Raw genomic sequence first — 24,934 nt, 5'->3', positions numbered from 1 at the left:
CGCTACGTTCTTCGGCATCGTATGCACGACTGCCGCGGCCTGAGCCGTGGAATCAAGGCGCTGTCTTCATGACAGCGCCTTTTTTCGTGCCTGCCACCCGCTCGACCCCCGCGATCTCACACCGAGAGGCCGCTGAAGCCGTCACGGCCGTTCGAGAGGAAACCGCATGCGCACTCTGGTACTGAACGCAGGATACGAACCACTGGCCGTGGTGTCGTTCAAGCGAGCCCTCGTGCTCGTCATGAACGAGAAGGCCACCGTCATCGAGCGGATCGACGAGAATCCGGTCTGGGGCATCCGAGGTGCCACTGACCGCCCCGCCGTGATCGTGCTCACCCGCTATGTGCGCGTTCCCGGTGCCCGCAGGGTGCCGGTGACGCGTCGCGGCGTGCTGCGTCGTGACGCGCACCGCTGCGCGTATTGCGGGAAGGGAGCGACCACGATCGATCATGTGCTGCCACGGTCGCGTGGCGGGGCGGATTCGTGGGAGAACCTCGTGGCCTGCTGTCTGCGCTGCAACAACGTGAAGGGTGACCGCACGCCGCAGGAGATGGCCTGGGAGCTGCGCTGGGTGCCGCAGCCGCCGCGCGGCACGCAGTGGACCGTGCGCGGCACGGAGCGCTCCGAGCCGTCGTGGGAGCCCTACCTCTCGCTCGCCGCCTGAGCTACCTCCTGAGCGCCGTCTGACCGACCCCCGGCCTGCCAGTGGGCATGTCGGAGGGGGAGCATAGGTTCGACTCATCTGATTGATGGACTAGAACAAAAGTTCTAGTCTGGAGGGATGAGGGCGATCGTGGCGGATGTCGGTGCCGTGCAGGCGCTGCGCGCGCAGATGGAGCGCATGCAGGGCCGGCGGCTGGATGCCCCGGTGCTGCCCGCTCCGCCGGCGCTCGCGGCGCTGCTGCCCGGCGGCGGCCTGCGCGCGGGGGCGTCGTACGCGCTGGGCAGGTCGACGTCGCTGCTGTTCGCGCTGCTGGCCCGCCCTTCGCAGGACGGTTCGTGGTGTGCTGCGGTCGGCATGCCGAATCTGGGCGCCGAGGCGGCTCGGGCCGCGGGTGTCGATCTGTCGAGGCTCGTGCTCGTGCCCGAGCCGGGTGACCGCTGGCTCGCCGTGACGGCCGCCGTCGCCGACGTGCTGCCGGTCGTGGCGGTACGCCCGCCCGCACGGGCGAAGGATGCCGATGTCGCGCGCCTGGCCGCGCGCATGCGCGAGCGCGAGGCGGTGCTGCTGGTGCAGGGGCCGTGGCCGCAGGCCGAGGCGATGATCGACATCGGCGATCCGTCGTGGTCGGGGCTCGGCGACGGGCATGGGCTGCTGGAGGAGCGCGAACTGACCGTGACGGTCACCAGCCGCCGTTTTCCGATGCCGCGCACGGGGCGGGTGCTGCTGCCGGATGAGCGTGGCGAGATCTCGGTCGATCCGCTCACGCGGCCCGTGCGCATGCCCCTGCAGGCGGTGGGGTGATGGCGGCGCGGAGTCTTGTCGTATGGGTGCCCGACTGGCCCGTCGTGGCCCTGGATCGTGACGGCGAAGAACAGATGCCGCACGAGGGGCCCGTCGCGGTGTTCGCGAAGGGCGCGGTCGTGGCGTGCTCGGCCGCCGCACGCGCCGAGGGGGTGCGCCGCGGGCAGCGGCGTCGCGACGCGCAGGCGCGTTGCCCGCAGCTGGAGGTCGTCGAGGCCGATCCGGTGCGCGATCATCGGGCTTTCGCGCCGCTGATCGCGGCGATCGAGGAGTCCGCCCCGGGGGTGCAGCTGATCGCACCGGGGCTGTGCGCTCTGCACGTGAAGGGGCCCGCGCGCTACTACGGCGGCGAGGCGGCTGCTGCGACGGTGATCGCCGGGGCGATCTCGTCGTTGGGGGTGGTCGATGTGCGCGTCGGCGTCGCCGACGGTGTCTTCACGGCCGAGCAGGCCGCGCGCGGGGGCACGCGCGTCACCGATCCGATGCGGATCGTGCCCGCCGGTCGCGCGGCCGAGTTCCTCGCCCCGCTGTCGGTCGCGGTGCTCGACGACGAGCCGGGGATCGCCGATCTGTTCGCCCGGCTGGGCGTGCAGACGCTGGGCCAGGTGGCCGCTCTCGGCGCCGACCGGCTCGCCGAGCGCTTCGGCGCGCGGGGGCAGCGGCTGCACGCCCTGGCATCCGGTCGTGATCCGCGACCCGTGACGGCGCGGACGCCCCCGCCCGAGCTGCACCGCGAGATCTCCTTCGAGCCGCCGGTCGCCCTCGCCGACCAGGTGGCCTTCGGAGTGCGCGTTCCCGCCGAGGAGTTCACGGCGCGGCTGGGCGCGCAGGATCTCGTGTGCACCGAGCTGCGCATCGTGCTGACGGGCGAGCGGGGCGATCGCAGCTCACGCGTGTGGCTGCATCCCGGAGCCTTCGACGCCGCCGCGGTCGTCGACCGGGTGCGCTGGCAGCTCGCCGAGCAGGGTCTGCGCAGCGCCGTGGCAGCCGTGCGGCTCGAACCCGAAGGCGTGGATGCCGCGACGCACCACACCGCGCGACTGTTCGGCTCGGGGCCCGAAGAGCGCGTGCATCATGCCCTCTCGCGCGTGCAGGCGATGCTCGGCCACCAGGGCGTGCTTGTGCCCGAGATCGGCGGAGGGCGATGGCTCGCCGAGCGGCAGCGGCTCGTGCCCTGGGGGGATGCCACGAGTGCCGCCGTGCGCGGCGAAGCCGGTCGACCGTGGCCGGGCAGCCTGCCGGGGCCGCTGCCGACGACCGTGTTCGCGCAGACGGTGCCGGTCGCGGTGCTCGACGGCGACGGCGACATGGTGGCCGTCGACGGGCGCGGCGAGCTGACGGCGGCGCCGGTCGCCTTCGCTGTGGGCGGGCGACGGCGCGGCATCCGGCGGTGGGCAGGCCCGTGGCCGGTCGTCGAGCGCACGTGGGACGAGGCCCGCGCGCGTCGCGCGCACCGGTTCCAGGTCGTCGACGACGGCGAATCCGCCTGGCTGCTCGTCTGCGAAGAGGGCTCCTGGTCGGCGGAGGGGGTGTATGACTGATGGGCTTCAACAACCCGTCCGTGACCTGGGCGGAGATGGAGCGGGTCCTCAGCGGCCGCGCGGCCGAACCCGACGGCGGCGACGGCCCGGCGTTCTCGCGCAAGCGCGGAAAGTACGAGCCCCCGCTGATCGAGCGGCCCGAGGATGCCGTGCCGTACGCCGAACTGCACGCGCACTCGTCGTTCTCGTTCTTGGACGGGGCATCGTCACCCGCCGAGCTCGTTGAAGAGGCCGAGCGCCTCGGCCTGCACGCGCTCGCCGTCACCGACCACGACGGCTTCTACGGCATCGCCCGCTTCGCCGAGGCCGCCGAGCCGATGCAGCTGAAGACCGTGTTCGGTGCCGAGCTCTCCCTCGACACCTGGTCCCCGACCCCGTCGAGGGGCCACCCGACCCCGTCGCGGGCCGGCGTCGCCGATCCCGAGGGCTCGCATCTGCTCGTGCTCGCACGCGGGCAAGAGGGCTACCACCGCCTCGCCGCCGCGATCACCCACGCGCAGCTCGCCGGCGGCGAGAAGGGCCGCCCCCTCTACGACCTCGACGAGCTGGCCGAGCGCGCCGACGGGCACTGGGCGATCCTGACCGGATGCCGCAAGGGACCCGTCCGCCAGGCGCTGGCCGCGGGAGGCCCCGCGGCCGCCGCGGCAGCCCTCGACGATCTCGTCGCCCGGTTCGGGGCGGATGCCGTCGAGGTCGAGCTGATCGACCACGGCAACCCGACCGATTCGCGCGACAACGACGTGCTGGCGGCGCTCGCCACAGGCCGCGGCCTGCCGATCCTCGCGACGAACAACGTGCACTACGCCGTGCCCGAGCGTATGCACCTCGCCGCGGCTGTCGCGGCCGTGCGCGCGAACCGCGGTCTCGACGAGCTCGACGGCTGGCTGCCGTCACACGCGAGCGCGCACCTGCGATCGGGGGCCGAGATGACGCGGCGCTTCCGGCGCTACCGCGGTGCCGTCGCGCGCACCGTGACGCTCGCCGACGAGCTCGCGTTTCCGTTGCGACGCGCGAAGCCCGCGCTGCCGAAGCTGCCCGTGCCCGAGGGGCACACGCCGATGTCGTGGTTGCGCACGCTCGTGTGGGAGGCCGTGCCGCGCAAGTATCCCGAGGCATCCGACGCCGACCGAGCGCGCATCGAACGCGAGCTGTCGGTCATCGAGCAGAAGGACTTTCCCGGCTACTTCCTGATCGTGCACGGGATCGTCACCGAGGCGCGACGCCGCGGCATCCTGTGTCAGGGTCGCGGGTCGGCGGCCAGCAGTGCCGTCTGCTATCTGCTGGACATCACCGCCGTCGACGCGATCTTCTACAACCTGCCGTTCGAGCGGTTCCTGTCGGCGCTGCGCGATGAAGAGCCCGACATCGACGTCGACTTCGATTCGGATCGGCGCGAGGAGATCATCCAGTGGGTCTTCGACACCTACGGGCGCGAGCGCGCCGCGCAGGTCGCGAACGTCATCCAGTACCGGCCGAAGAACGCCGTGCGCGACATGGCGAAGGCGCTGGGGCATTCGCCGGGGCAGCAGGATGCCTGGTCGAAGCAGGTCGAGCGGTGGGACGGGCCTGTTGCGGGAGCCCACGACATCCCCGCCCGTGTGCTCGAGTACGCGAGCGAGTTGATGAAGGCGCCGCGGCACCTGGGCATCCACTCCGGCGGCATGGTGCTCACCGAGCGCCCCGTCGGCGAGGTCGTGCCGATCGAGCACGCGCGCATGGAGAAGCGCACCGTCATCCAGTGGGACAAGGACGACGCCGCCTGGATGGGCCTCGTGAAGTTCGATCTGCTCGGGCTCGGCATGCTCGCCGCCCTGCAGTACTGCTTCGACATGATCGCCGGCGCGACGGGGGAGCAGTGGTCGCTCGACGCGATCCCGAAGGAAGAGGCGGCCGTCTACGACATGCTGTGCCGGGCGGATTCGATCGGGGTGTTCCAGGTCGAGTCGCGGGCGCAGATGGGGCTGCTGCCGCGCCTGCGGCCGCGGGAGTTCTACGATCTCGCGATCGAGATCGCGCTGATCCGGCCCGGTCCCATCCAGGGCGGCGCGGTGCACCCGTTCGTGCGCCGCAAGCTCGGGCAGGAGCGTGTCACCTACGCGCACGACAAGCTGATTCCGGTGCTTGAGCGCACCCTGGGCATCCCGGTCTTCCAGGAGCAGCTCATGCAGATGGGCATGGCCGTCGGCGACCTGTCGGGGGAGGATGCCGATGTGCTGCGCCGCGCGATGGGGTCCAAGCGCGGGATCGAGCGGATCGAGTCGGTCAAGGCGAAGCTGTACGCGGGGATGGAGCGCAACGGCCTCGTGGGCGAGGTTGCTGACAGCATCTACGCGAAGATCCAGGCGTTCGCGAACTTCGGCTTCGCCGAGAGTCACTCGTTGTCGTTCGCGCTGCTCGTCTACGCGTCGTCGTGGCTCAAGCTGCACTATCCCGCGGCGTTCCTCGCGGCGCTGCTGCGCGCGCAGCCGATGGGGTTCTATTCGCCGGCATCCCTCACCGCCGACGCCCGCCGCCACGGCGTCATCGTGCGCCGCCCCGACATCCACGCCTCCGCCGCCGACGCCGCCCTGGAACCCCTGACCCCCGAGCCAGACCCCCTGGCCCCCGAGCTTGTCGAGGGGCCGACCGGTCTCCCCACCTGCACCCACCGCCACCAGCCTCCCGTGCCGCCGTTCGATCCGGATGCCCCCGACGATTCCGCCACGCATCGGCGCGACGGGGCGTTCGCCGTGCGCCTGGGGCTCGCCTCGGTGACGGGCATGGGCATGCCCCTCGCGCAGCGGATCGTCGCGGCGCGCGAAGCCGAGGGACCGTTCCGAGACCTGCGCGATCTCGTCCGCCGGACGGGAGCGACCGAGGCGCAGGTCGAGGCGCTCGCGACGGCGGGCGCGTTCGAGAGCATGGGCGTCTCGCGGCGCGAGGGAATCTGGCTGGCGGGCGATGCCGCACAGGATCGCTCCGAGTTCCTGTCCGGCACCCTCGTGTCGGTGCAGCCACCGCTGTTCGGTGATCAGACCAGCTACGACATCCTCGCGGCCGACCTGTGGGCGACCGGCATCTCGACCGACGATCACCCGCTCGTGCACTACCGGGCGCAGTTGGATGCCCGGGGCGTGCTCACCTCACGCGAGATCCGCACGCACGAAGAGGGCCGGCGTGTGCAGATCGCGGGCCTGGTGACGCACCGGCAGCGGCCCGCGACGGCATCCGGCATCACGTTCATCAACCTCGAGGACGAGCACGGGCTCGTCAACGTGGTCTGTTCGCGCGGCGTGTGGGACAGGTATCGCCGGGTGCTGCGCGATGCGCCGGCGCTCATCGCACGGGGCATCCTGGAGCGCTCTCCCGAAGGGGTCACCAACCTGCTCGCCGACGCATTCGAAGATCTGCGGGTGGGGGTGCCGCACCGCTCCCGCGACTTCCGGTGAGCCTAGACTCAGACTCATGTGCACCAGTGCAGACGACTCCGCCGCGTGGGAGGAGACTGCTTACCTGTTCCGGTCGCCCGCGAACGCGCGTCGGTTACTGGATGCCTACGAGCGTGCGCTGTCGGGCGAAACGGAAAGCCACGCGCTCGATCGCGACCGGTGAGCCCGCTATCACTACTGATCGCTACGCCGACAGCGCCCCCACCCCAGCCCGGTAGCGCTCGGCGATGATCTCGGCGATGCGCGTGTCGGGGGCGAGCGGGCGGGTGACGACGTCACCACCGGCGGCGGCGATGACCTGCGCGAAATACCCGGGCGCGAGCACGTAGCTGGCGATGACGACGCGCTGCGCGCCGGCGGCGCGGGCATCCGCGACGACGTCGGCGATGCGGCGCCCGGCGCCGGCGGCGAAGCCGACAGACACGTCGGCATCCAACCGTGACGCGAGCAGATCTGCGGTCGCGGCCACGTCGACGGCCGCGGCAGGATCGCTCGACCCGGCCGCGGCGAGCACGATCGCATCGCCCGGCTCGGCGCCTACCTCGGCGAGCCGGTCGACCAGCACGTCGGCGAGCAGTTCGTGCGGGCCGAGCGCGGCGGTGGCGACGGCGCGCCCGGGATGCGCGCCGATGGCCCGCGAGATGTCGACGTTCGTGTGGTACCCGGTCGACAGCAGTAGCGGCACGACGACGGCCGAGCCGCCCGCGACACTGCTGTCGACGACGTCTGCGACGGCGGGGTCTTGCACGTCGACGAAGGCATCCACGACGTCGACGCCCGGCAGCAGCTGCCGGACCTGATCGACGAGGGCGAGCACCGCCGCGCGCCCGGCCTCGTCGCTCGTGCCGTGCGAACAGGCGATCAGGGTCGCAGTCATGCGGTCACCTCGTGCTCTTTCAGGTCGAGGCGATAGCCCCGCTTCACGACCGTGCGGATGATGCCCGGCGCCTCGAGCGTCTCACGGATGCGGGCGATCGCGACATCGACCGCGTGCGTGCTCTCGCCCGAGCGGGGCAGCGCGTTCTGCAGCGTCGCGCGCGGCACGACGCCGCCGTTCGCGGCGAACAACTCGCCCAGCACGGCGACCCCCGTGCGCGACAGGGGGATGAACCTCCCGTCGAGCACCGCGCCACCGCTGCGCAGCTCGAGGATGCCCGCGACGGTGTCGGCCCGCGGCGCATGCCCGCCGCCGAAGTACGTGACGACCCCGCGGACGAGCGACCCCAGCCGCCCGCGCTCGGCGATCAGCGGATCGAAGCCTGCGGCCTCGAGGGGACCGGCCGTGATCGGACCGACGGCCGCCATCAGCAAGCGCCCGGCGCGCGATGCCGTCAGCAGCGCGTCGACGGCGTCCTCGCGCACGGCGGTCGCGATCCACTCGGCCGCGCCCGGCGCCGAGGTGAACAAGACGGCGTCGACCTCGCCGGCCGCTGCGGCGGTGACCGAACGGGCGACGGACGCCGGGTCGGCGGGCGGCCCCCACCGGTACACCGTCAGGCTGACGACGTCGGCACCGGCATCCGCGAACAGGTCGTCGAGTCCGTCGGCACCCGATCCGTGGTGTTGGACGGCGACGCGGCGACCGCGCACACCTTCCGCGAGCAGGAACTCGCCGAGCTCGGTCGAGGTCTCTGACTCGGCGACCCAATCGGCGACGAGCCCCGCCTGCTGGATCGCGCCACGTGCCTTGGGCCCGCGGGCGACGATCTGCGCGCCGGAGAGTGCCTCGGTCAGCGGGTCGCGCAGTCCCGCCTCTTCGGCCGCTTCCATCCAGCCGCGGAAGCCCACGCCTGTCGTGACGACGACGACATCGGGGGGAGTCTCGACGAGCGCGCGCGTCGCGGCGATGAGGGCGTCGTCGTCGATGTGCGGCAGGATGCTCAGCGCCGGCGCACGGCGCACCTGCGCGCCGTGCCGCTCGAGGGCAGCCGCGAGCTCGGACGATCGGCGATCGACGGCGATCACGATCGTGCAGCCCTCGAGTGCAGCCGAGAGCGCGGGGCGGTCGGGGGAGGTCACCGGTTCACATCACCTGCCAGCGGCAGCTCGACCAGCTGCGACTCACCCATCAGCAGTCCCGTGCGCGTGACCTCGCCCACGACGACGACGGCGGGGTTGCGGACGCCGGCGTCGGCGGCATCCTGCGCCATGCGCCCGAGCGTCGTGCGGGTCGTGCGCTGCTGCGGCGTATGTCCGCGCTCGACGATCGCGACGGGGCGATCGGGGTCGACCCCGGCGGCCTGCGCCGCGGCGGCGAGCTTCGGCAGGGCGGCGACGCCCATCAGCACGACCGTCGTGACGGCGTCGTCGCCGAGAGCGGCGAGCGTCGTCGCCGAGATGTCGGCCTGTCCGTTGACGAGGTGCAGTCCTGCAGACACGCCGCGGTGCGTGACCGGGATGCCCGCCGCTTGCGGCACCGCGATCGCGCTCGTGACGCCGGGCACGACTTCGGTGGGGATGCCCGCGGCCAGGCACGCGGCGAGCTCTTCGCCGCCGCGGCCGTAGACGAACGGGTCGCCGCCCTTGAGGCGCACGACGCGCTTGCCCTGGCGGGCGTGCGTGATCAGCAACTCGTTGATCTCGTGCTGCGGCACGGGGTGGTGGCCGGGGCGCTTGCCGACGTCGATGATCTCGACGTCGGCGTCGAGCTCGGGCAGGGCGCCTGCAGGACCGAGTCGGTCGGCGATGATGACGTCGGCCTCGGCGAGCAGGCGGCGTCCGCGCACGGTCATGAGGTCGAGGGGCCCGGGGCCGCCGCCGACGAGGTCGACACGGCCGGTGGCGGTGTGCCGACGCCGGCGCACGGGGAACAGCCCCGCAGCCAGTTGCGCGCCGATCGCGTCGCGCACGCGCGCCGTGCGGCGGGGGTCGACGCCGGCATCCGACACGACGCCCACGACGATGTCGCCGGCGCGGGTCTCGGCGGTGAGGCGGGCGCTGCCGTGCGCGCCGTCAGAGGTGTTGACGCAGAAGATGCGGCGCGTCTCGCACCATGCCGCGACGCGCGCATCGACGCGGCGGTCGGCGGTCGCGCTGTGCACGAACCAGGCGCCGTCGAGGTCGTTTTCGCGCACGTCGCGGGCGATCCACTCGACGCGGCCGGCGTCGACGAGCGCCTGCACTTCGGCACCGAGCGCCGGGGCGATGACAGTGACGAGGGCGCCGTCGTCGAGTAGGCGCGGCAGGCGGCGGGCGGCGACGGCACCGCCGCCGACGAAGACGACCTTGCGGCCCGTCAGGCTGAGGCCGAGCATCGTGGTCATGATGCGCCCTCCCATCGGATGAGTACGCGGCCCGCGTCGTCGACCGCGACCGGCCAGCTCTGCAGCGCGTGCGGGTCTTTGCCCTGCGTGTCCAGGCAGATGCCGGTGCGCAGATCGAACACCTGCTTGTACATCGGTGAGGCAACCGTGGGGATGCCCTCCCGCGTGCCCACGATACCGCGCGACATCACGTGCGCGCCGCTGTACGGGTCGAAGTTCGACACAGCATGCACGCGCCCGTCGTGCAGCAGGAACAGCGCGATCTGGGTCTGACCGAGCAGCGCCGCACGGCCCCGCTCGACCTCGAGATCGCTGACGGTGCATAGGGGCATCCAGCCGGCGGGGGCCAGGTCAGCGGCAGCGGATGCCGCGGCGGTGGTTGTCATCGGCGCACCTCCAGAACGGTTCCGGCGATCAGGACGCGCGAGTCTTCGCGCTCGTCCGGCGTCGCGGGGCGGGGCTGTCCGCGCTCGACGGTGTACGCGAGCGAGGGGTCGGGAGTCGTCGGCGCGTTGACGAACGACGCGAAGCGGCGCAGCTTCTCGGGATCTTCCAGCGTCGCCTTCCACTCGTCTTCGTACGCGTCGAGGTGGCGGGCGATCGCGGCATCCAGGTCTGCGCAGATGCCGAGGCTGTCGTCGAAGATCACGGCGCGCAGCCCGTCGATGCCGCCCTCGAGGTCTTCGAACCAGGGCGCCGTGCGCTGCAGCCGGTCGGCGGTGAAGATGTAGTACATCAGGAAGCGGTCGATCGCCTGCAGCAGCTCGACATCGCTGAGGCCTTCGGCCAGCAGCACCGCGTGGCGCGGCGTGAAGCCGCCGTTGCCGCCGACGTACATGTTCCAGCCGGCTTCGGTCGCAATGACGCCGACATCCTTGCCGCGGGCCTCGGCGCACTCGCGCGCGCAGCCCGAGACGCCGAGCTTGATCTTGTGCGGCGACCGCAGGCCGCGGTAGCGCAGTTCGAGCTGCACGGCCATGCCGACCGAGTCCTGCACGCCGTAGCGGCACCACGTCGACCCGACGCACGACTTCACGGTGCGCAGCGACTTGCCGTAGGCGTGGCCCGATTCGAAGCCGGCGTCGACGAGGCGCTTCCAGATGTCGGGCAGCTGCTCGAGGCGGGCACCGAACAGGTCGATGCGCTGGCCGCCGGTGATCTTCGTGTAGAGACCGAAGTCCTGCGCGACCTGGCCGATGACGAGCAGCCCCTCGGGTGTGATCTCGCCGCCGGGGATGCGCGGGACGACCGAGTAGCTGCCGTCCTTCTGCATGTTGGCCATGACGTGGTCGTTGGTGTCTTGCAGGGTCGCGTTCTCACCGTCGAGCACGTGGGTGCCGGTGAGGGTCGACAGGATGCTCGCGAGCGCGGGCTTGCACAGGTCGCAACCGCGGCCGGTGCCGAAGCGGGCGATGATCGCGCTGAAGGTCGTCAGCCCCGAGACGCGGACGGCATCGAACAGCTGGCGGCGCGACATGTCGAAGTGCTCGCACAGCGCGTTGCTGACGGTCGCGCCGGTCTTGGCCAGCTCGGTGCCGACGATCTTCTTGATCGTCGCGACACACGAGCCGCACGCGGCGCCCGCTTTCGTGCACGACTTGATGGATGCCACATCCGTGCATCCCTCGTCGTGCACGGCGTGCCGGATGGTGCCGGCGGTGACCGAGTTGCACGAGCAGACGAGCGCCTCGTCGGGCAGCTCGGCGCTGATCGCGCCGCCGCCCCCTTCGGGCAGCAGGTAGGCGGCCGGGTCGCCGCCGAGGCCGTGCCCGATGAGGGGGCGCAGGGCGCCGTACGACGAGGCGTCACCGACGAGAATGCCACCGAGCAGCGTCTTCGCGTCGTCGGAGAGGACGAGCTTCTTGTAGACGCCGGCGACCGGGTCGGAGTAGACGACGTCGAGGGCGCCGGGGGTCTGCGCGAACGCGTCGCCGAAGCTGGCGACATCGACGCCCGAGAGCTTGAGCTTGGTGGACAGGTCGAAGCCGCCGAACTCCGCCTCGCCGCCGAGCAGGCGGGTGGCGGCGACCTCGGCCATCGCGTACCCCGGCGCGACGAGGCCGACGCACTGGCCTTCGAAGCTCGCGACCTCGCCGATCGCGTAGATCGCGGGGTCGGAGGTGAGGCATCCGTCGTCGATCGTGACGCCGCCGCGGGGTTCGACGGCGAGTCCTGCCGTGCGGGCCAGTTCGTCGCGGGGGCGGACACCGACCGTGAAGACGACGACGTCGGTCTGCGCGTAGTCGCCGTCGCGGAACTCGAGGCCGGCGACCTGACCGGTGCGGTCGGGGTCGAGCCGCGTCGTGATGCTGCCCGTGCGCACGCCGATGCCCTTCGCCTCGATGAGGCGGCGCAGCGCGTCGCCGGCCGGCAGATCGAGCTGGGCCGACATGAGGCGGTCGGAGGACTGGATGACGGTGCACTCGACGTCGAGGCCGCGCAGGGCGCCGGCCGCTTCGAGGCCGAGCAGGCCGCCGCCGACGACCGTGCCGGTGAGCGGCCGGCCGAGCTGTGCCGAGCGGCGCTCGACGAACGTGCGCAGGGCGGCGACGTCATCGAGGGTGCGGTAGACGAAGCACCCCTCGAGGTCGAAGCCGTCGACGGCGAGGCGCGCGGCGTACGAACCGGTCGCCAGCACCAGGCGGTCGTAACCGATGACGCGGCCGGCGCGGGTGACGACGCGGTGCTCGGCGCGCTCGATGCGCACGACCGGGTCGTCGTGCAGGAACGTGACGCGCTCGTCCTCGACGATGCGGCGGTCAAGTGTCAGATCGTCGTCTGATGCGCCGGCGAAGAACGAGGTCAGCGCGACGCGGTCGTACGGATGCCGCTGCTCTTCACCGATGAGCGTGACGCGGAAGCCCGAATCCGCGCGGCTGAGCAGGCTCTCGATGAAGCGGTGGGCGACCATTCCGGCGCCGACGACGACGATGTGCGCGTCGTTCGTGTCACCGGCAAGCATGCGGTCACCGTACGCGGGTGCTGTTTCGCCCAGACCGTCGGTGTGTTTCCGGCTGTTGACGAGGTGCTTCATGACTGCTCCTGACGCGATCTCGATGACGGGACTCAGTGGGTGAGCGCGGGTTCGGCGACCGGCTCTGCGGGGCCGGCGGCCGGGGCATCCTGCACCTCGCCACGACGCAGGCGCCGCTGCGCGCCGCCGCGGGCGTAGGTGAGGTAGAGCGGGATGGCGGTGAAGACGAGGCCGCCGACGAGGTTGCCGAGGACGGTGGGGATCTCGTTCCAGATGAGGTAGTCGCCGATCGTGAAGTCGCCGCCGAGCATGAGGCCCGAGGGGAACAGGAACATGTTCACGATCGAGTGCTCGAAGCCCATGTAGAAGAAGAGCATGATGGGCATCCACATCGCGATGATCTTGCCGATCACGTCCTTCGAGATGAACGCGAGGACGACGCCGGTGGAGACCATCCAGTTGCACAGCACGGCGCGGACGAACAGCGTCAGCATGCCGGCGAAGCCGTGCTCGGCGTAGCCGACGGTGCGGCCTTCGCCGATGTGGCCGATCGCCTCGCCGACGGCGTTCGGCGCGTCGGAGAAGCCGAAGGTGACGACGATCGCCATGAGGACGGCGACGGTGATGGCGCCGATGAAGTTGCCGACGAACACGAGGCCCCAGTTGCGCAGGATGCCGCCGATGGTGACCCCGGGGCGCTTGTCCATCCAGGCGAGGGGTGCGAGGACGAACACGCCCGTGAGCAGGTCGTAGCCCAGCAGGTACAGCATGATGAAGCCGACCGGGAACAGTAGCGCGCCTAGCAGCGGGATGCCCGTGTTGACGCTGACGGTGACGGCGAAGGCCGCCGCGAGGGTGAGCAGCGCGCCGCCCAGGATGGAGCGGACGATCGTGTCGCGCGTGGACAGCATCACCTTCGCGACCCCGGCGTCGATGACCGTGGTGACCAGTTCTGCGGGCTTGACGTAGCTCATGTGGTGCACCCTTCGTGGATTGTCCCGGCCGGATCGCCGGTGTTCCGAAGGTAGAGACGCGATGTTTCCGTGCAGAGCCGCCGTGTGTGTCGGTGCGTAACCTTTTGCTCTCTTGTGGAGGGTGCGCTTTGTGAGAGCCACGGCGTAGCGTGGCGGGATGGCGAATGTGGCAGATTTCTTCATCGAGTCCCTGGGGCGAGCAGGTATCGACCGGATCTGGGGGTTGCCGGGCGATTCGCTCAACGCGTTCACCGACGCGCTGCGGCGCGACGGATCCATCCGCTGGCTGCACATGCGGCACGAAGAGGCGGCGGCGTTCGCAGCCGGTGCGGATGCCGAACTGAACGGCGAACTCGCCGTCGTGGCGGGCTCGTGCGGGCCGGGGAACCTGCACTTCGTGAACGGTCTGTTCGAGGCGAACCGCAACCGCGTACCGGTGCTCGCGATCGCGTCGCACATCCCGTCGGCCGAGATCGGCAGCGGGTATTTCCAAGAGACGCACCCGCAAGAGCTGTTCCGCGAGTGCAGTGTCTACACCGAGCTCATCGGCGATCCGTCGCAGCTGCCGTGGGTGCTCGAGATCGCGATGCGCACGGCCGTCGAGAAGCGCGGCGTCGCCGTCGTGGTGGTTCCTGGGGACGTGTTCTTCCGCGATGCACCGGCCCGGCGCGCGACCGCGCCGATCGCGGCGACCTCGTCGGTCGTGCTGCCCGATGCCGCGTCGCTCGCCGCGGCGGCCGAAGTGCTCAACGGTGCCAAGCGCGTCACGATCCTCGCCGGTGCGGGCGTCGCCGGGGCGCACGACGAGGTGATCGCGCTCGCCGAGAAGCTGCAGGCGCCGATCGTGCACGCGCTTCGCGGCAAGGAGCACATCGAGTGGCAGAACCCGTACGACGTCGGCATGACGGGTCTGCTCGGGTTCGCGTCGGGGTATCGCGCGATGGAGAAGTGCGACGCGCTGCTGATGCTGGGCACCGACTTCCCGTACCGGCAGTTCTACCCCGCGAAGGCGAAGATCGTGCAGGTCGACCTGCGCGGTGAGCAGCTGGGGAGGCGCACGCCGATCGATGTGGGACTGGTCGGGGGAGTCCGCGAGACCGCTGCTGCGCTGGCGCCGCTGATCGATGCCGGGCGCAGCTCGTCGCACGTCGAGGATGCCGTCGAGCACTACCGCAAGACGCGCAAGCAGCTCGATGAGCTCGCGGTCGACGACGGCAAAGCGCCGATCCACCCGCAGTACGTCGCGGCACTGCTGGACGAGCTGGCGAACGAGGATGCCGTGTTCACGGCCGATGTGGGTAGCCCCGTCATCTGGGCGGCGCGCTACCTGAAGATGAACGGCAAGCGGCGGCTACTCGGGTCGTTCCTGCACGGGTCGATGGCCAATGCCATGCCGCAGGCGCTCGGTGCGCAGGCGGAGGATCGGTCGCGGCAGGTCGTGGCGCTTGCCGGCGACGGGGGACTCGCGATGCTGATGGGTGACCTTCTATCGATCAAGCAGAACGACCTGCCGATCAAGATCGTCGTGTTCAACAACTCGTCGCTGAACTTCGTCGAGCTCGAGATGAAGGCGGCCGGGATCGTCAACTACGGCACGACGCTGGACAACCCGTCGTTCGCCGCCGTTGCGGAGTCGGTCGGCATCACGGGCATCCGCGTCGAGAAGGGGTCGCAGCTGCGTGAGGCACTCGAGCGGGCTCTCGCGACCGACGGGCCGGTGCTCGTCGATGTCGTGACGGCGCGCGAAGAGCTGTCGATGCCGCCGTCGATCACCGTCGAGCAGGCGAAGGGCTTCACGCTGTGGGCGCTGAAGACCGTGCTCTCGGGACGCGGCGACGAGCTGCTCGATCTTGCCGACACGAACGTGTGGCGACGGATCTTCCACTGATCTTCACCCTCCGGTGATCGAGTGCCGGCGCGCAGCCCCGGGCCCCCTCCGGTGATCGAGTGCCGGCGCGCAGCGCCGGTGTATCGAGATCAACCACATCTCTCATACGCATACCCAGCCTCGCCCGGCGTGACGAGATCGCGGTCGCGCAGCACGAGCGACGCCGGGCGCCCCGGTGCCGCACACGCCTGCGCGAACGGCACCGTGAGCGTGTCGGGGTACTCGATCGCCAGGACGTGCTCGCCGTAGACCGAGGTGTACGCGTCGCACTCGTCGTAGGCGACGCACTCTTCGGTGACGGCGAAGTCGAACCCGGCGCGGCTGTGCAGCAGCGGGGCATCCTCTGCCGCGTTCTTCTGCCCGGCTGCGAGTCCGGCGTCGTGCGCGGCCGTGACGAGCAGTGTGGCAAGGGCGAGATTGTCGTCGCGAGTGAGCGCGCCGCCGGTGCGCGTGTAGGTGTCGAGGTTGTCGAACTCGACGGCGTCGAATCCGTCGTCGGCGCAGCCGCGGATCCACGGGACGACGACGTCTGCGATGCTCGCTGACTGGCGGGTGTCGAGGATGACCTCGTCGGGCCAGTCCGGGTCGTGGACGAGTGTGTCCTTGTCTTCGTGCAGGAGCAGCGCGTCGGGCCAGCGGTCGAGCTCGCCCGGCTGGGTCTGGAACGCGTTGACGTAGCAGATGTTGTAGAGGCCGTCGGCGGGGGATGCCGCGCGGTCGCGCGCCACGATCTGCACGCCGGCGGGTGGGTCGTACGCTCCACCGAGCTGGTAGTCGAGCGCGCCGCCGGCCGGCGGGAGCGCCGGGGCGTTCGCGTCGGGCGTCGACTCGGTGGCTGCGCACCCCGCGAGCGTGGCGGCGGCGATCGCTGCGGCCGCGAGCGCCGCGGATGCCCTGCGAATCGTGCCGCGGATCGGATGCGCGCGCATGATTCGACCCTAGTGCGGGGTGGCGCGGGGCCGCCGCGGGGCGCGTTTCGCATGCGTTCGTATGATTCCCACAACTGTCACCCGCATGTGGTCAGACCACATTGAGGAGGCGTACAGGGTTTTCTCAGGTAGGGCTCCAGCGGGAGGAGACTCAAGTCATCGAAACGGTGCCGATCACGGAGGCACTGAGAACAACGAGAAAGGTCCACATCATGTCCGCCCCCACTGCAGCCCCGGTTCTTCCGGGCGTCACCCCGGCCGATGCTCCGGTCGCCACCCGTGCCGCGCTGCCGACCGCGATCGCGATCACGCGCATCCTCATGGGCTTCTACTTCTTGTGGGCTTTCCTCGACAAGACCTTCGGTCTCGGTTTCTCGACGCCGGCTGAGCGTGCCTGGCTGAACGGCGGCAGCCCGACGACCGGGTTCCTCACGAACGCGACGACCGAGAGCCCCTTCGCGGGTGTGTTCGCGGCGCTCGCCGGCAACGCGCTCGTCGACTGGCTGTTCATGCTCGGACTGCTCGGTGTCGGTGCGGCGCTGATCCTCGGGATCGGCGTGCGGATCGGTGCGATCGCGGGTGCCGCGATGCTGCTGTTCATGTACCTGGCGGAGTTCCCGCTGACGCTGACGGGTGCCACCAACCCGCTGATCGACAGCCACATCATCGACATGGGCATCATGGCCATCGCGTTCTTCGCGGTCGCTGATCAGCGCATCAGCCTCGCGCCGACCTGGCGTCGCATCGTCGGTGAGCGCACCTGGCTCTGGTGAGTCGCCTCGTTCCATCCCGACGCCCCCGCTGCTCCGGCAGTGGGGGCGTCGGTGCTGTGTGCGCTGTGCCCGCGGGGCGGCCGGTGATCGAGCGCCGGCGCGTAGCACCGACACCATCCGGTGATCGCGTGCCTGCGCGTAGCGCAGACATCCCTCCGGTGATCGAGTGCCGGGTGGAGCCCCGGGTTCCCCATCGGTGATCGAGTGCCGGCGCGTAGCGCCGGTGTATCGAGATCAGGCCTAGAACGGCGGCGGGTCGATGTCGGTCTCGTACCCGCTCGGCGAGATCCACCGCAGCCCATCGAGGGTGCGGAGCAACTGCCAGAGCGTCTCGTCTTTGACGTGATGGTGCGGTTCGCACAGCGGCGCGAGGTTCTCTTCCGAGGTCGTGCCGCCGTCGGCCCACCGTTTTCGGTGGCCCATGTCGCAGTTTTTGGCTCGACGAGTGCACCCGGGGAAGACGCAGGTGGGATGTCGCACCGTGAGCAGCCGCCTGAGGTCGGCCGGGACGCGATACGAGCGGCGTTCGACGTCGACGACGGTGCCGGTGAACGGGTGGGTGAGCACACGCGTCCAACTCCTCGCGCCCGCAGCGAGCTGTTTGGCGGTGTCGAGGTCGATGGGGCCGTATCCGTCGAGGATCGCGGGCTCGTCGGAGTGACCGAGCAGCGCGAGGGCCGGGATCGTGATGTGCACGGTCGCGGCCGGGGTGCCTGCGGAAGCGTCAGGGTTGGTCTCGGGGGAGCGGGTGAGCAGATCGACGAACGCGTCGGCGCGCAGTTGCGCGCGCGTGCGCGTTTCACCCGGCGCGGCGGCGAGGTGGTCAGCGAGGTCGGCGAGGTGCTGGTCGACCGAATAGGCGTCGGCCGCGGGCACGTACGCAGAGACGAACGCCATCCCGTCGAAGTGGGCCTCCACGTCGACGCGCCGGCCCGTCGCCGCGCGCTGGTGCCGCTCGGTGAGCGACTCGGGGTGTGCGCGCTCGCGTGCGGTGCGGGCGCGCTGCCGGAACCGCCCCGGCGCGAGGCGGGTTGCCGGTTCGCTGATCGCGTCGTCGAACACGGCCCACACCTCTGGTGCGTCGTCGGGCAGGGACGCGGCGATCTGTGCCGTGATCGCCATGTTCTGCTCTGACACCGATCCGGCGAGGCAGGCCTCCCACGTGATCGGCGTGCGGGTGGAGAGCACCTTCGCGCGGTACGCGCGCGAGCGGACCTGGTTGTCGGTCAGGTGCACGCGTGCGCCCACGTCGGCTGCGGCGGCGCGTACTGCGAGATCGCGACGGTCTGCACGGACGTCTCCGACCGAGCGGCCGCGAGGGTCGCGCCATGCCGGGTCGAGGGTGGGGTCGGGCCCCACCCAGGCATCCGGTGCCGCGGCGGCATGGACAAGAGTCGCGTGGAATGCCGCGTCTTGCTGAGCGCACAACGCGCGCGCGGCGCGGGCTGTGCCCTCCACGTCCAGCAACGCATCGACATAGTCCTCGGCTTCGGCCGGGGTCCAGTCGGGCGGGCAGAACGCGTCTTCTTCGTCGACTCCGCCAGCGAGGGCCTCTGCTGCCCGCGCTTCGAGGTGCGCCGTCCGCAGCTCCGGATCACTCCACAACACATCCCCGGTAGGGTCTGCCGTCGTGAAGAAGCTCATACCCTGCACGTTACGCGGGGCCTCCGACATCGCTATCCGGCGGCGGTGGACACCCGGTCCCGGTGTCCGCGCCGACTAGACTCGATCGCGCCTGCCTCTGTAGCTCAGTGGAAGAGCCACTGCGTCCTAAGCAGCGGGTCGGGGGTTCGAATCCCTCCAGGGGCACACTTGTTTTTCGCTTCTGACCTGGGATTTATCCCGTGGTCGGACCACTCGAAAACCGCTTTTGCCCGCTTTTTGCCCGCATTTGAGAACACTATGAGTCGACGACAGTGGTTTGCGGAGGGCCTCTTTTGACGTCTCAGAGCGTCGAAATCGAGCGTTCCGCGCGGCCGCGAGCCTCGTCGAAAGCTGAGCAATCTGCTCTGCGCGGTCACTGCGGCCGGGGGTAGCGGGTCTGCGGGCCGGTCGGCAGAGGCACGAGCGGCATGGCGTCGTTGAGGCGCGACGCGACGGCATCCAGATCGTCGTCGAAGAGGTCGGCGTAGGTATCGAGGGTCATCGCTGCTGACGCGTGACCGAGCATCCGCTGCACGGCCTTCACGTTCGCGCCCGAGCTGATCGCGAGTGAGGCGGCAGTGTGGCGCAGGTCGTGCGGCGTGAGCCGCGGGATCGACGGATCGATCGCCTGCGCCCGCTTCACGGCGTTCGCGAACCAGCCCTGGCTGCCCGAGTTGCGCATGTGGTGCTCGCCGTCGCCGAAGAGCAGCCCCTCGGGGCCTTTGCCGGCGCAGGCCTGCTCGATCATCGACGCGAGGCGGTCGGGGTAGGGGACCGAGCGCGACTTGTGCGTCTTTGGCGTTCCGACGTGGATCTCGTAGCCGATCATCACCGCGTTCTCTTCGATGATGAAGCGCTTGCGAAGCCGGTTCACCGCACGTACCCGCAGTGCAGTCGCCTCGCCCCAGCGCAGGCCTGTGTAGGCGAGCGTCAGGACCATGGCCGGGTGCGCCGAGCACGCGGCGAGGGTCGCGACCTGGTCGTGCGTGAGGTAGACGCGGCGCTTGCCCGGCCCCCTTCGCGGGAGGTTGCGGATCTGGCGGGCGGGATTGGTCGCGAGTCGTCGGTCATCGATGGCGACGTCGAGGATGCCGGCGAGGACGCCGAGCGCCCGGATGACGACGGTGCTCGATTTCTCTGTCGCGAGTTCGGACACCCAGTCCTGCACTTCAGAGCGCCGGATCGTGAAGATCTCGCGGTCTCCCCAGACGGGAGCGACGTGGTTCTTCCATGCCCGCTCGAGGGTCATGTAGTACGAAGGCTTCGACATCGGCGGCTGCTTGGAGCGCAGCCAGCTGTCGGCAAACATCCGGACCGGCACCCGCGACGCTGCGGGATCGATGTACTCGCCCTTCGACTTCGACACCGTGACCGAGGAGAGGTACAGCTGCGCGTCGCGCATCGTCGTGAAGCCGCGCTTCTGCGTCTCGGTCCGATCCGGCTTGTAATAGCGCACGCGGTAGCGGCGGCCCTTCGACGTCTCGTACGAGGTGATGGTGCCCATCTCTGGCCTCCGCTCGCGGGTGGTTGATCACCAGTGTGGGGACAGTGTCGGACACTGGGCGGGCGACGTCAACGCGGGCGACGGACGATGTGGGTGGTTGTCGGCGACCGTAGTTGACTGAAGTCTGAGAGAGCAGGTCTCAGCCCCTATAGAGGCGTCCAGTCCTCGGATGTGGTGTATGGGTGGTCGTGTGATTCCTCATGTTGGGTCCAGGCCATGAATGCTCGGAGGTCGGGTTCGATGGGCCCCGGACGCCCGCCCGATCACAGCCGGTCGATCCAGGTGTCTTCCTCGCGGTCGTCCCACGAATTGCCTGTGCGGGTCTTGCCAGCATCGCGCACGCGAGCAGCGAGGCGCTCGCTCAGGCGATGCGCCGTTGCCGCGGTGAGCTCCGCGACGGACGCGATCGTCGTCCCCGTGAGTTCCTTGACGACGGCGAACTGGTCGCGCGCAGTCGTGACGCCGAGCTCACCGAAGAGTGCACGGATCTTGGCGCGCTGAGCGGCGGACATCATCGGCGCGGCCGCCGGCGGGGGAGTGGGACGCTCGTCGACGTCAGGCTGCGACAGGTCGAATAGGGAATCGCTCGCGTCGCTCACAGGACCGTCAGTAGCTGTCGCGCGACGGCGGTGCCCAGAGGGATCGGCACGGCGTTGCCGATCTGGCGTGCGATGGCAGTCTTCGAGCCGACGAACTGGTGGTTCAGTGGGAAGCCCTGAAGCATGGCCGCCTCATAGTGGGTGATCGCGCGGTTCTTCGTCGGGTGCAGGTAACGGCCCTTCTCCGGCTTGAAGAACTCCGTTCGGATCGTCACCGACGGGCGGTCGAGATGCAGTCGGCCCATGACATCGCCTGAGCCGGTCTTGTGCTTCTTCCAGCACTCCGGCAATCGTGACTCATCGATGTTGAACCGGTTGCCGCCCGCAGGAATGTCCTCGAACCGCTCCAAAGACTTCGTCGTATAGTTGCGGCTCCAATGAAGCTCACGCGGGGTGAAGGCCCCGGCGAAAGTCTTGCCCGCGAAAATCATGGACTTGGTGTCGAACACGTCGTCCCTGTCGGGATCTACCGGGATACGCGCAAAGACGTCCTTGACCCACTCGTAGCGCTGCAGTCCACCGGTGCCTTCGGAGTTGTGCGTGGGCTCCGGCAAACCTGGGAAGGGGAGATCCCGCCTGTATCCAATGAGCACCGCTCGCTTACGGGACTGCGCGGCACCGAAATCTGCCGAGTTCAGCACACGGTGCTGGAAGTGATAGTCCTCAAGGAACTCGCCCGGCTCGGTGGCCTTGTGGAAGTCCTGGAACTGACGAGACTTCTCGAAGACTGCGACGTTCTCTACGACGAAGTACTTTGGCTTCACTGCGAGAATCGTGCGCGCGTATGAGCGCCACAGCTCGTTGCGGTGGTCCTCTTCCTGTCGCTTGCCGAGCGTGGAGAATCCTTGGCAGGGTGGGCCGCCGACGACGACATCGATGTCTTCGGGCATCGTCGCGGTGTCGAGCCACTCGTCGATGCCTCCTGCGAACACGACACCGTCACCGAACGTGGCCTCATACGAAGCGGCGGCGGCGAGGTCTTTCTCCACCGCTGCGACACTGACGAAACGCGCAGAGGCCTTGTGAAAGCCAGCAGTAAGCCCGCCGGCTCCGGCGAAGAGATCGAGTACCCGGATGTCGTCAGCCACGGTGCCCAATCCTAGCCGGCCGCGGCGGTCGCGCCGCCGCACCTAACGTGGTGTCGCACGTCCTCAAACGAGCTGCGGAAGGAACATATCTCATACTATCGAGACTAGATACTCCCTCCGACATTCATGCATAAGTACGATATCAGGGGGACTGAAGGTACTCCCTCAAGTCAAACGCGGGCGCGATCTCCTCGAGTCTGGTCAGCGCCTTCTTCTCGATCTGGCGGATGCGCTCCCGCGTGACGCCGAAGTGATCGCCGATCGTGTCGAGGGTCTGCGCGTCCTTCCCGTCGAGGCCGAACCGCAGCCGGAGGATTTCGCTGTGCTGCTCGGGCAGACTGCCCAAGACCGTGGCGATGCGGCGAGGTAGTTCCCGCGTCGTAGCGACGTCGTCGGGCCCGTAGGCCTCGGTATCGACGACCTGGTCTGCGAGTGTGCCCCACTCGACCGTGTCATCTCCCGCATCGATCGCCCGCTGATAGTCGAGGGACAGTGGCGGATACATGTTGTCGATGATCGACCGCAACGCCTTCGGTGCTTCCTCGACTTGCGCTGCGACAGCCGATAGCCGCTGCTCGATGGTGCCGGTCGATTCCTCCCACGCTTTCGCGACCTTCGGGAGCTTCTCGACAATGTGAACAGGAAACCGTATCAGCCGGCTTTGATCGGCCATCGCCCGGGTCATGCCTTGTCGGATCCACCACGTCGAGTACGTCGAGAACTTGTTCCCGAGCCGATAGTCGAACTTCTGGACCGCACGGTGGAGACCGATGTTGCCTTCCTGGATGAGGTCGAGCATTTCCATCCCACCACCGAGATGCTTCCGCGCGATCGAGATCACGAGCCGGAGGTTCGCTTCGATCATTGTCTGCATCGCGTGCTCGCCGTCGCGAACGAGCATCCTCAACTCACGCGGGTACGAGCGCGGATGATCAGTGGGTACCAGCGTACGCAGGCGCTCGGCCGCGAGAACGCCGACTTCGATCCGTCGAGCGACCTCCACTTCCTCGTCAGCGCTGAGGAGTGGAGCACGGCCTGCCCGAGCCATGTAGTCCTTGACGGGGTCCTCGTCGACGTGAACGTTCGCGACAGCCGGGTCTCCCAACGGCTCATCCTGGTCCGCGGTGTGGATGATCGTCGTGCGGATCAACGCGGGCGGCTCTTCGCCTGCCGATTCGTCCGCCAGGTCGGGTGGTGCGTTCGGTTCCGCGTCCTCGGATAAGTCTCGCGCGATCTCCTCGGGTTCGTTCTCGCCCCCGTCCGCAACAGCGGCGGAATCCGGTGCCACAACTGAGGCCGATACCGCTGCGGCGAACGCCGCGTGCACCACGTCTAGCTTCCGCCGGGTGTGCTCCGCGAGCCATTGCTTGCCGACATGCGGCTCGAGCAGGAGGAACAGGCTCGTCTTCAGCAGCTCGAGATCCGACCGCGCTGCGAGCGAAGGAGCGATCCTTACGATGCCCGTGCCCGGCTCGAACGCGTACAGCGCCCCCGGCGGTACAGCTTCAATCACGAAGCTCAGTGCCGGATCCTCATCACGCACACCGATTGTGCTCGTCACGAGCGGCAGCAATCCATCGGGCGCTCCGTCGCCGGGGCGTGCGACAGGCTGCGCTTTGAGCTCATGCTTCTGCGAATTCGTCCAGACCTCACGCAGCTCGGCGAAGTACCCGTTGAGCGTGAAGCCACCCTCGTGTGCGCTCTCGAGCGCCTGCACTGCGGATGGTCGCAGTACGACGCCGCGCTTCTCGGCGTTCATCGCGATTGCGCAGCGCGCGTCGTCGTCGAACTCGAGGATCACGCGGCCCAGTTGCAGCGCATCCGATCTCTCGGCAAGCCCGAGCCAGCCGCCCGCCTGCAGCAGCCGGTTGTTCCGGTACACGTAGAGCCCTTGCCAGTGTGCCCGCGATCGGCCCAGCATCCGAGCACTCGGGGCCTCCACCCCAGGCGGCAGGACGAAGAAAAGTGCAGAGATCGCCCCGCCCGTCGACGGAGGCACCGACAGCGCTCGCGGGTAGCCAGCGGCGCCCCACTGCTCGAATGCGAACGGGTCGACGGGTTTCACTGCGCGAGGCGGGCCCGACTCCGCGGTCGTCTCGTCCACCTCCTGGATCTCGATCCGCAGACCGTCATCGGCGAGCAGGCGGTGGAACGTCATGCCCAGCGAGTCGCGCAGCGAAGTGATCATGGTCTCGAGCCACTTCCGGCGCGCATGCCACCCCGTCGCCTCCGAGACGCTCTCCAACCCGTACCACTCGATGAGCGTGCCCGCGTCGGTGTCAAACCCGCGCAGCCGCAGTACATTCGCCGCGGCTGACGCGGGAACCACCTCGGCCTGGATCTGCGGACCGGACTGCTCACGGTGAAGTCGCATCCCGGCCGCTGGCGCGAACCCCGTGCTAGAGAACACTGCGAGCATTGTCGCCTGGCTCATGGACGCGGCCTTGAGCCCGACGCCGAAGTGTCCGAGCTTGCCCGTGCCCTGCTTCTCGGATCCGCCGAGCGCCATCGCGTGTTGCAACTGGTCGCCGGTCATGCCGCACCCGTCGTCGCGGATCCGCACCGACTTCACACGGGCGTCCTTCGTCACGAACTGGACGCCGATGCGCGTCGCACCGGCATCGATGCTGTTGTCGACGAGGTCGGCGATGGCGGAGGCCAGGTCGTGCCCGCGACCGATGGCCGCAAGGATCGATGCGTCGGGTTGCAGCTCCACGGTGACCGGCGTGGTCGTATCCGCATCGTCTGCGTCGGCGAGGTACGTCATGGCTGTGATCGTACGCACAGCGTCGGACATGCCGGACCCTACAACGCCGTGCGAACGAAGCCGTGTCCATGCGATAGAAAGGAAGAGTCTCTGGCCG

Annotated in this window: 19 protein-coding genes and 1 tRNA gene; 8 read left to right on the top strand and 12 right to left on the bottom strand. The window is 69.5% G+C overall.

What is annotated here, in order from left to right; translation table 11 throughout:
- The first annotated feature begins 166 nt into the window (after positions 1–166).
- From BGO46_RS02830 to BGO46_RS02810, 5 genes are all read left to right on the top strand, one after another.
- Positions 167–664, top strand: a complete 498-nt coding sequence (locus tag BGO46_RS02830) for an HNH endonuclease (RefSeq protein WP_292675817.1) — start codon at positions 167–169, stop codon at positions 662–664.
- Positions 665–781: 117 nt separating this feature from the next.
- On the top strand, positions 782–1,465 hold the full coding sequence (locus BGO46_RS02825; RefSeq protein WP_292675820.1) for a hypothetical protein: 684 nt from the start codon (positions 782–784) through the stop codon (positions 1,463–1,465).
- Positions 1,465–3,006: a DNA polymerase Y family protein gene (locus tag BGO46_RS02820; protein ID WP_292675822.1), complete on the top strand. Its 1,542-nt coding sequence runs from the start codon at positions 1,465–1,467 to the stop codon at positions 3,004–3,006. Before BGO46_RS02825 ends, BGO46_RS02820 begins: the two co-directional genes overlap by 1 nt.
- The gene (locus BGO46_RS02815) at positions 3,006–6,434 is read left to right on the top strand and encodes an error-prone DNA polymerase (protein ID WP_292675824.1); all 3,429 of its coding nucleotides are present in this window, start codon (positions 3,006–3,008) and stop codon (positions 6,432–6,434) included. Before BGO46_RS02820 ends, BGO46_RS02815 begins: the two co-directional genes overlap by 1 nt.
- A 16-nt stretch (positions 6,435–6,450) precedes the next feature.
- Complete coding sequence (locus BGO46_RS02810; protein ID WP_292675827.1) at positions 6,451–6,597, top strand: hypothetical protein; 147 nt, start codon at positions 6,451–6,453, stop codon at positions 6,595–6,597.
- Between the two features lie 21 nt (positions 6,598–6,618).
- On the opposite strand, the gene BGO46_RS02805 is transcribed toward BGO46_RS02810, so the two are convergent.
- The 6 genes from BGO46_RS02805 to BGO46_RS02780 all read right to left on the bottom strand — a co-directional run bounded on the left by BGO46_RS02805 (position 6,619) and on the right by BGO46_RS02780 (position 13,645).
- On the bottom strand, positions 6,619–7,311 hold the full coding sequence (locus BGO46_RS02805) for a CbiX/SirB N-terminal domain-containing protein (RefSeq protein ID WP_292675829.1): 693 nt from the start codon (positions 7,309–7,311) through the stop codon (positions 6,619–6,621).
- On the bottom strand, positions 7,308–8,453 hold the full coding sequence (locus BGO46_RS02800; protein WP_292675832.1) for a uroporphyrinogen-III synthase: 1,146 nt from the start codon (positions 8,451–8,453) through the stop codon (positions 7,308–7,310). Before BGO46_RS02800 ends, BGO46_RS02805 begins: the two co-directional genes overlap by 4 nt.
- On the bottom strand, positions 8,450–9,697 hold the full coding sequence (gene cobA / locus BGO46_RS02795) for a uroporphyrinogen-III C-methyltransferase (RefSeq protein ID WP_292675834.1): 1,248 nt from the start codon (positions 9,695–9,697) through the stop codon (positions 8,450–8,452). Before cobA ends, BGO46_RS02800 begins: the two co-directional genes overlap by 4 nt.
- Positions 9,694–10,083: a nitrite reductase small subunit NirD gene (gene nirD, locus BGO46_RS02790; RefSeq protein WP_292675836.1), complete on the bottom strand. Its 390-nt coding sequence runs from the start codon at positions 10,081–10,083 to the stop codon at positions 9,694–9,696. Before nirD ends, cobA begins: the two co-directional genes overlap by 4 nt.
- The gene (gene nirB / locus BGO46_RS02785; RefSeq protein WP_292676029.1) at positions 10,080–12,659 is read right to left on the bottom strand and encodes a nitrite reductase large subunit NirB; all 2,580 of its coding nucleotides are present in this window, start codon (positions 12,657–12,659) and stop codon (positions 10,080–10,082) included. The genes nirD and nirB overlap by 4 nt, the downstream gene beginning before the upstream one ends.
- 104 nt (positions 12,660–12,763) lie before the next feature.
- Entirely contained in the window at positions 12,764–13,645 is an 882-nt protein-coding gene (locus BGO46_RS02780; RefSeq protein WP_292675839.1) for a formate/nitrite transporter family protein, read from the bottom strand.
- A 157-nt stretch (positions 13,646–13,802) separates the two neighbouring features.
- Between BGO46_RS02780 and poxB the strand changes: the two genes are divergently transcribed.
- Complete coding sequence (poxB, locus tag BGO46_RS02775; protein WP_292675843.1) at positions 13,803–15,533, top strand: ubiquinone-dependent pyruvate dehydrogenase; 1,731 nt, start codon at positions 13,803–13,805, stop codon at positions 15,531–15,533.
- Between the two features lie 89 nt (positions 15,534–15,622).
- Here poxB and BGO46_RS02770 read toward each other — a convergent pair whose 3' ends face one another.
- Positions 15,623–16,462, bottom strand: coding sequence for an endo alpha-1,4 polygalactosaminidase (locus BGO46_RS02770; protein WP_292675845.1), 840 nt, complete (start codon positions 16,460–16,462; stop codon positions 15,623–15,625).
- Between the two features lie 212 nt (positions 16,463–16,674).
- On the opposite strand from BGO46_RS02770, the gene BGO46_RS02765 reads away from it, so the two are divergent.
- Positions 16,675–17,235, top strand: coding sequence for a hypothetical protein (locus BGO46_RS02765; RefSeq protein ID WP_292675848.1), 561 nt, complete (start codon positions 16,675–16,677; stop codon positions 17,233–17,235).
- A 240-nt stretch (positions 17,236–17,475) separates the two neighbouring features.
- Here the strand turns inward: BGO46_RS02765 and BGO46_RS02760 are convergent, their stop codons facing one another.
- Positions 17,476–18,879 (bottom strand): HNH endonuclease signature motif containing protein, encoded by a 1,404-nt coding sequence (locus BGO46_RS02760; RefSeq protein ID WP_292675850.1) that lies wholly within the window; start codon positions 18,877–18,879, stop codon positions 17,476–17,478.
- Positions 18,880–18,972: 93 nt separating this feature from the next.
- Between BGO46_RS02760 and BGO46_RS02755 the strand changes: the two genes are divergently transcribed.
- Positions 18,973–19,044: transfer RNA gene (locus BGO46_RS02755), tRNA-Arg, on the top strand.
- 208 nt (positions 19,045–19,252) lie between these two features.
- Here the strand turns inward: BGO46_RS02755 and BGO46_RS02750 are convergent.
- The 4 genes from BGO46_RS02750 to BGO46_RS02735 form a co-directional block, all read right to left on the bottom strand.
- A complete protein-coding gene (locus BGO46_RS02750; protein ID WP_292675853.1) occupies positions 19,253–20,383 on the bottom strand; it encodes a tyrosine-type recombinase/integrase in 1,131 nt (376 codons plus the stop codon).
- 263 nt (positions 20,384–20,646) lie between these two features.
- Entirely contained in the window at positions 20,647–20,982 is a 336-nt protein-coding gene (locus tag BGO46_RS02745; RefSeq protein ID WP_292675856.1) for a hypothetical protein, read from the bottom strand.
- Positions 20,979–22,070, bottom strand: a complete 1,092-nt coding sequence (locus BGO46_RS02740; RefSeq protein WP_292675859.1) for a DNA cytosine methyltransferase — start codon at positions 22,068–22,070, stop codon at positions 20,979–20,981. Before BGO46_RS02740 ends, BGO46_RS02745 begins: the two co-directional genes overlap by 4 nt.
- A gap of 142 nt (positions 22,071–22,212) precedes the next feature.
- A complete protein-coding gene (locus BGO46_RS02735) occupies positions 22,213–24,837 on the bottom strand; it encodes a sigma-70 family RNA polymerase sigma factor (protein ID WP_292675862.1) in 2,625 nt (874 codons plus the stop codon).
- Between the last annotated feature and the right edge of the window lie 97 nt (positions 24,838–24,934).

It is taken from the genome of Microbacterium sp. 70-16 (assembly GCF_001898315.1).
In the GTDB taxonomy this organism is placed as follows: Bacteria; Actinomycetota; Actinomycetes; order Actinomycetales; family Microbacteriaceae; genus Microbacterium.
This window is presented reverse-complemented; position numbering and strand designations above follow the sequence as displayed.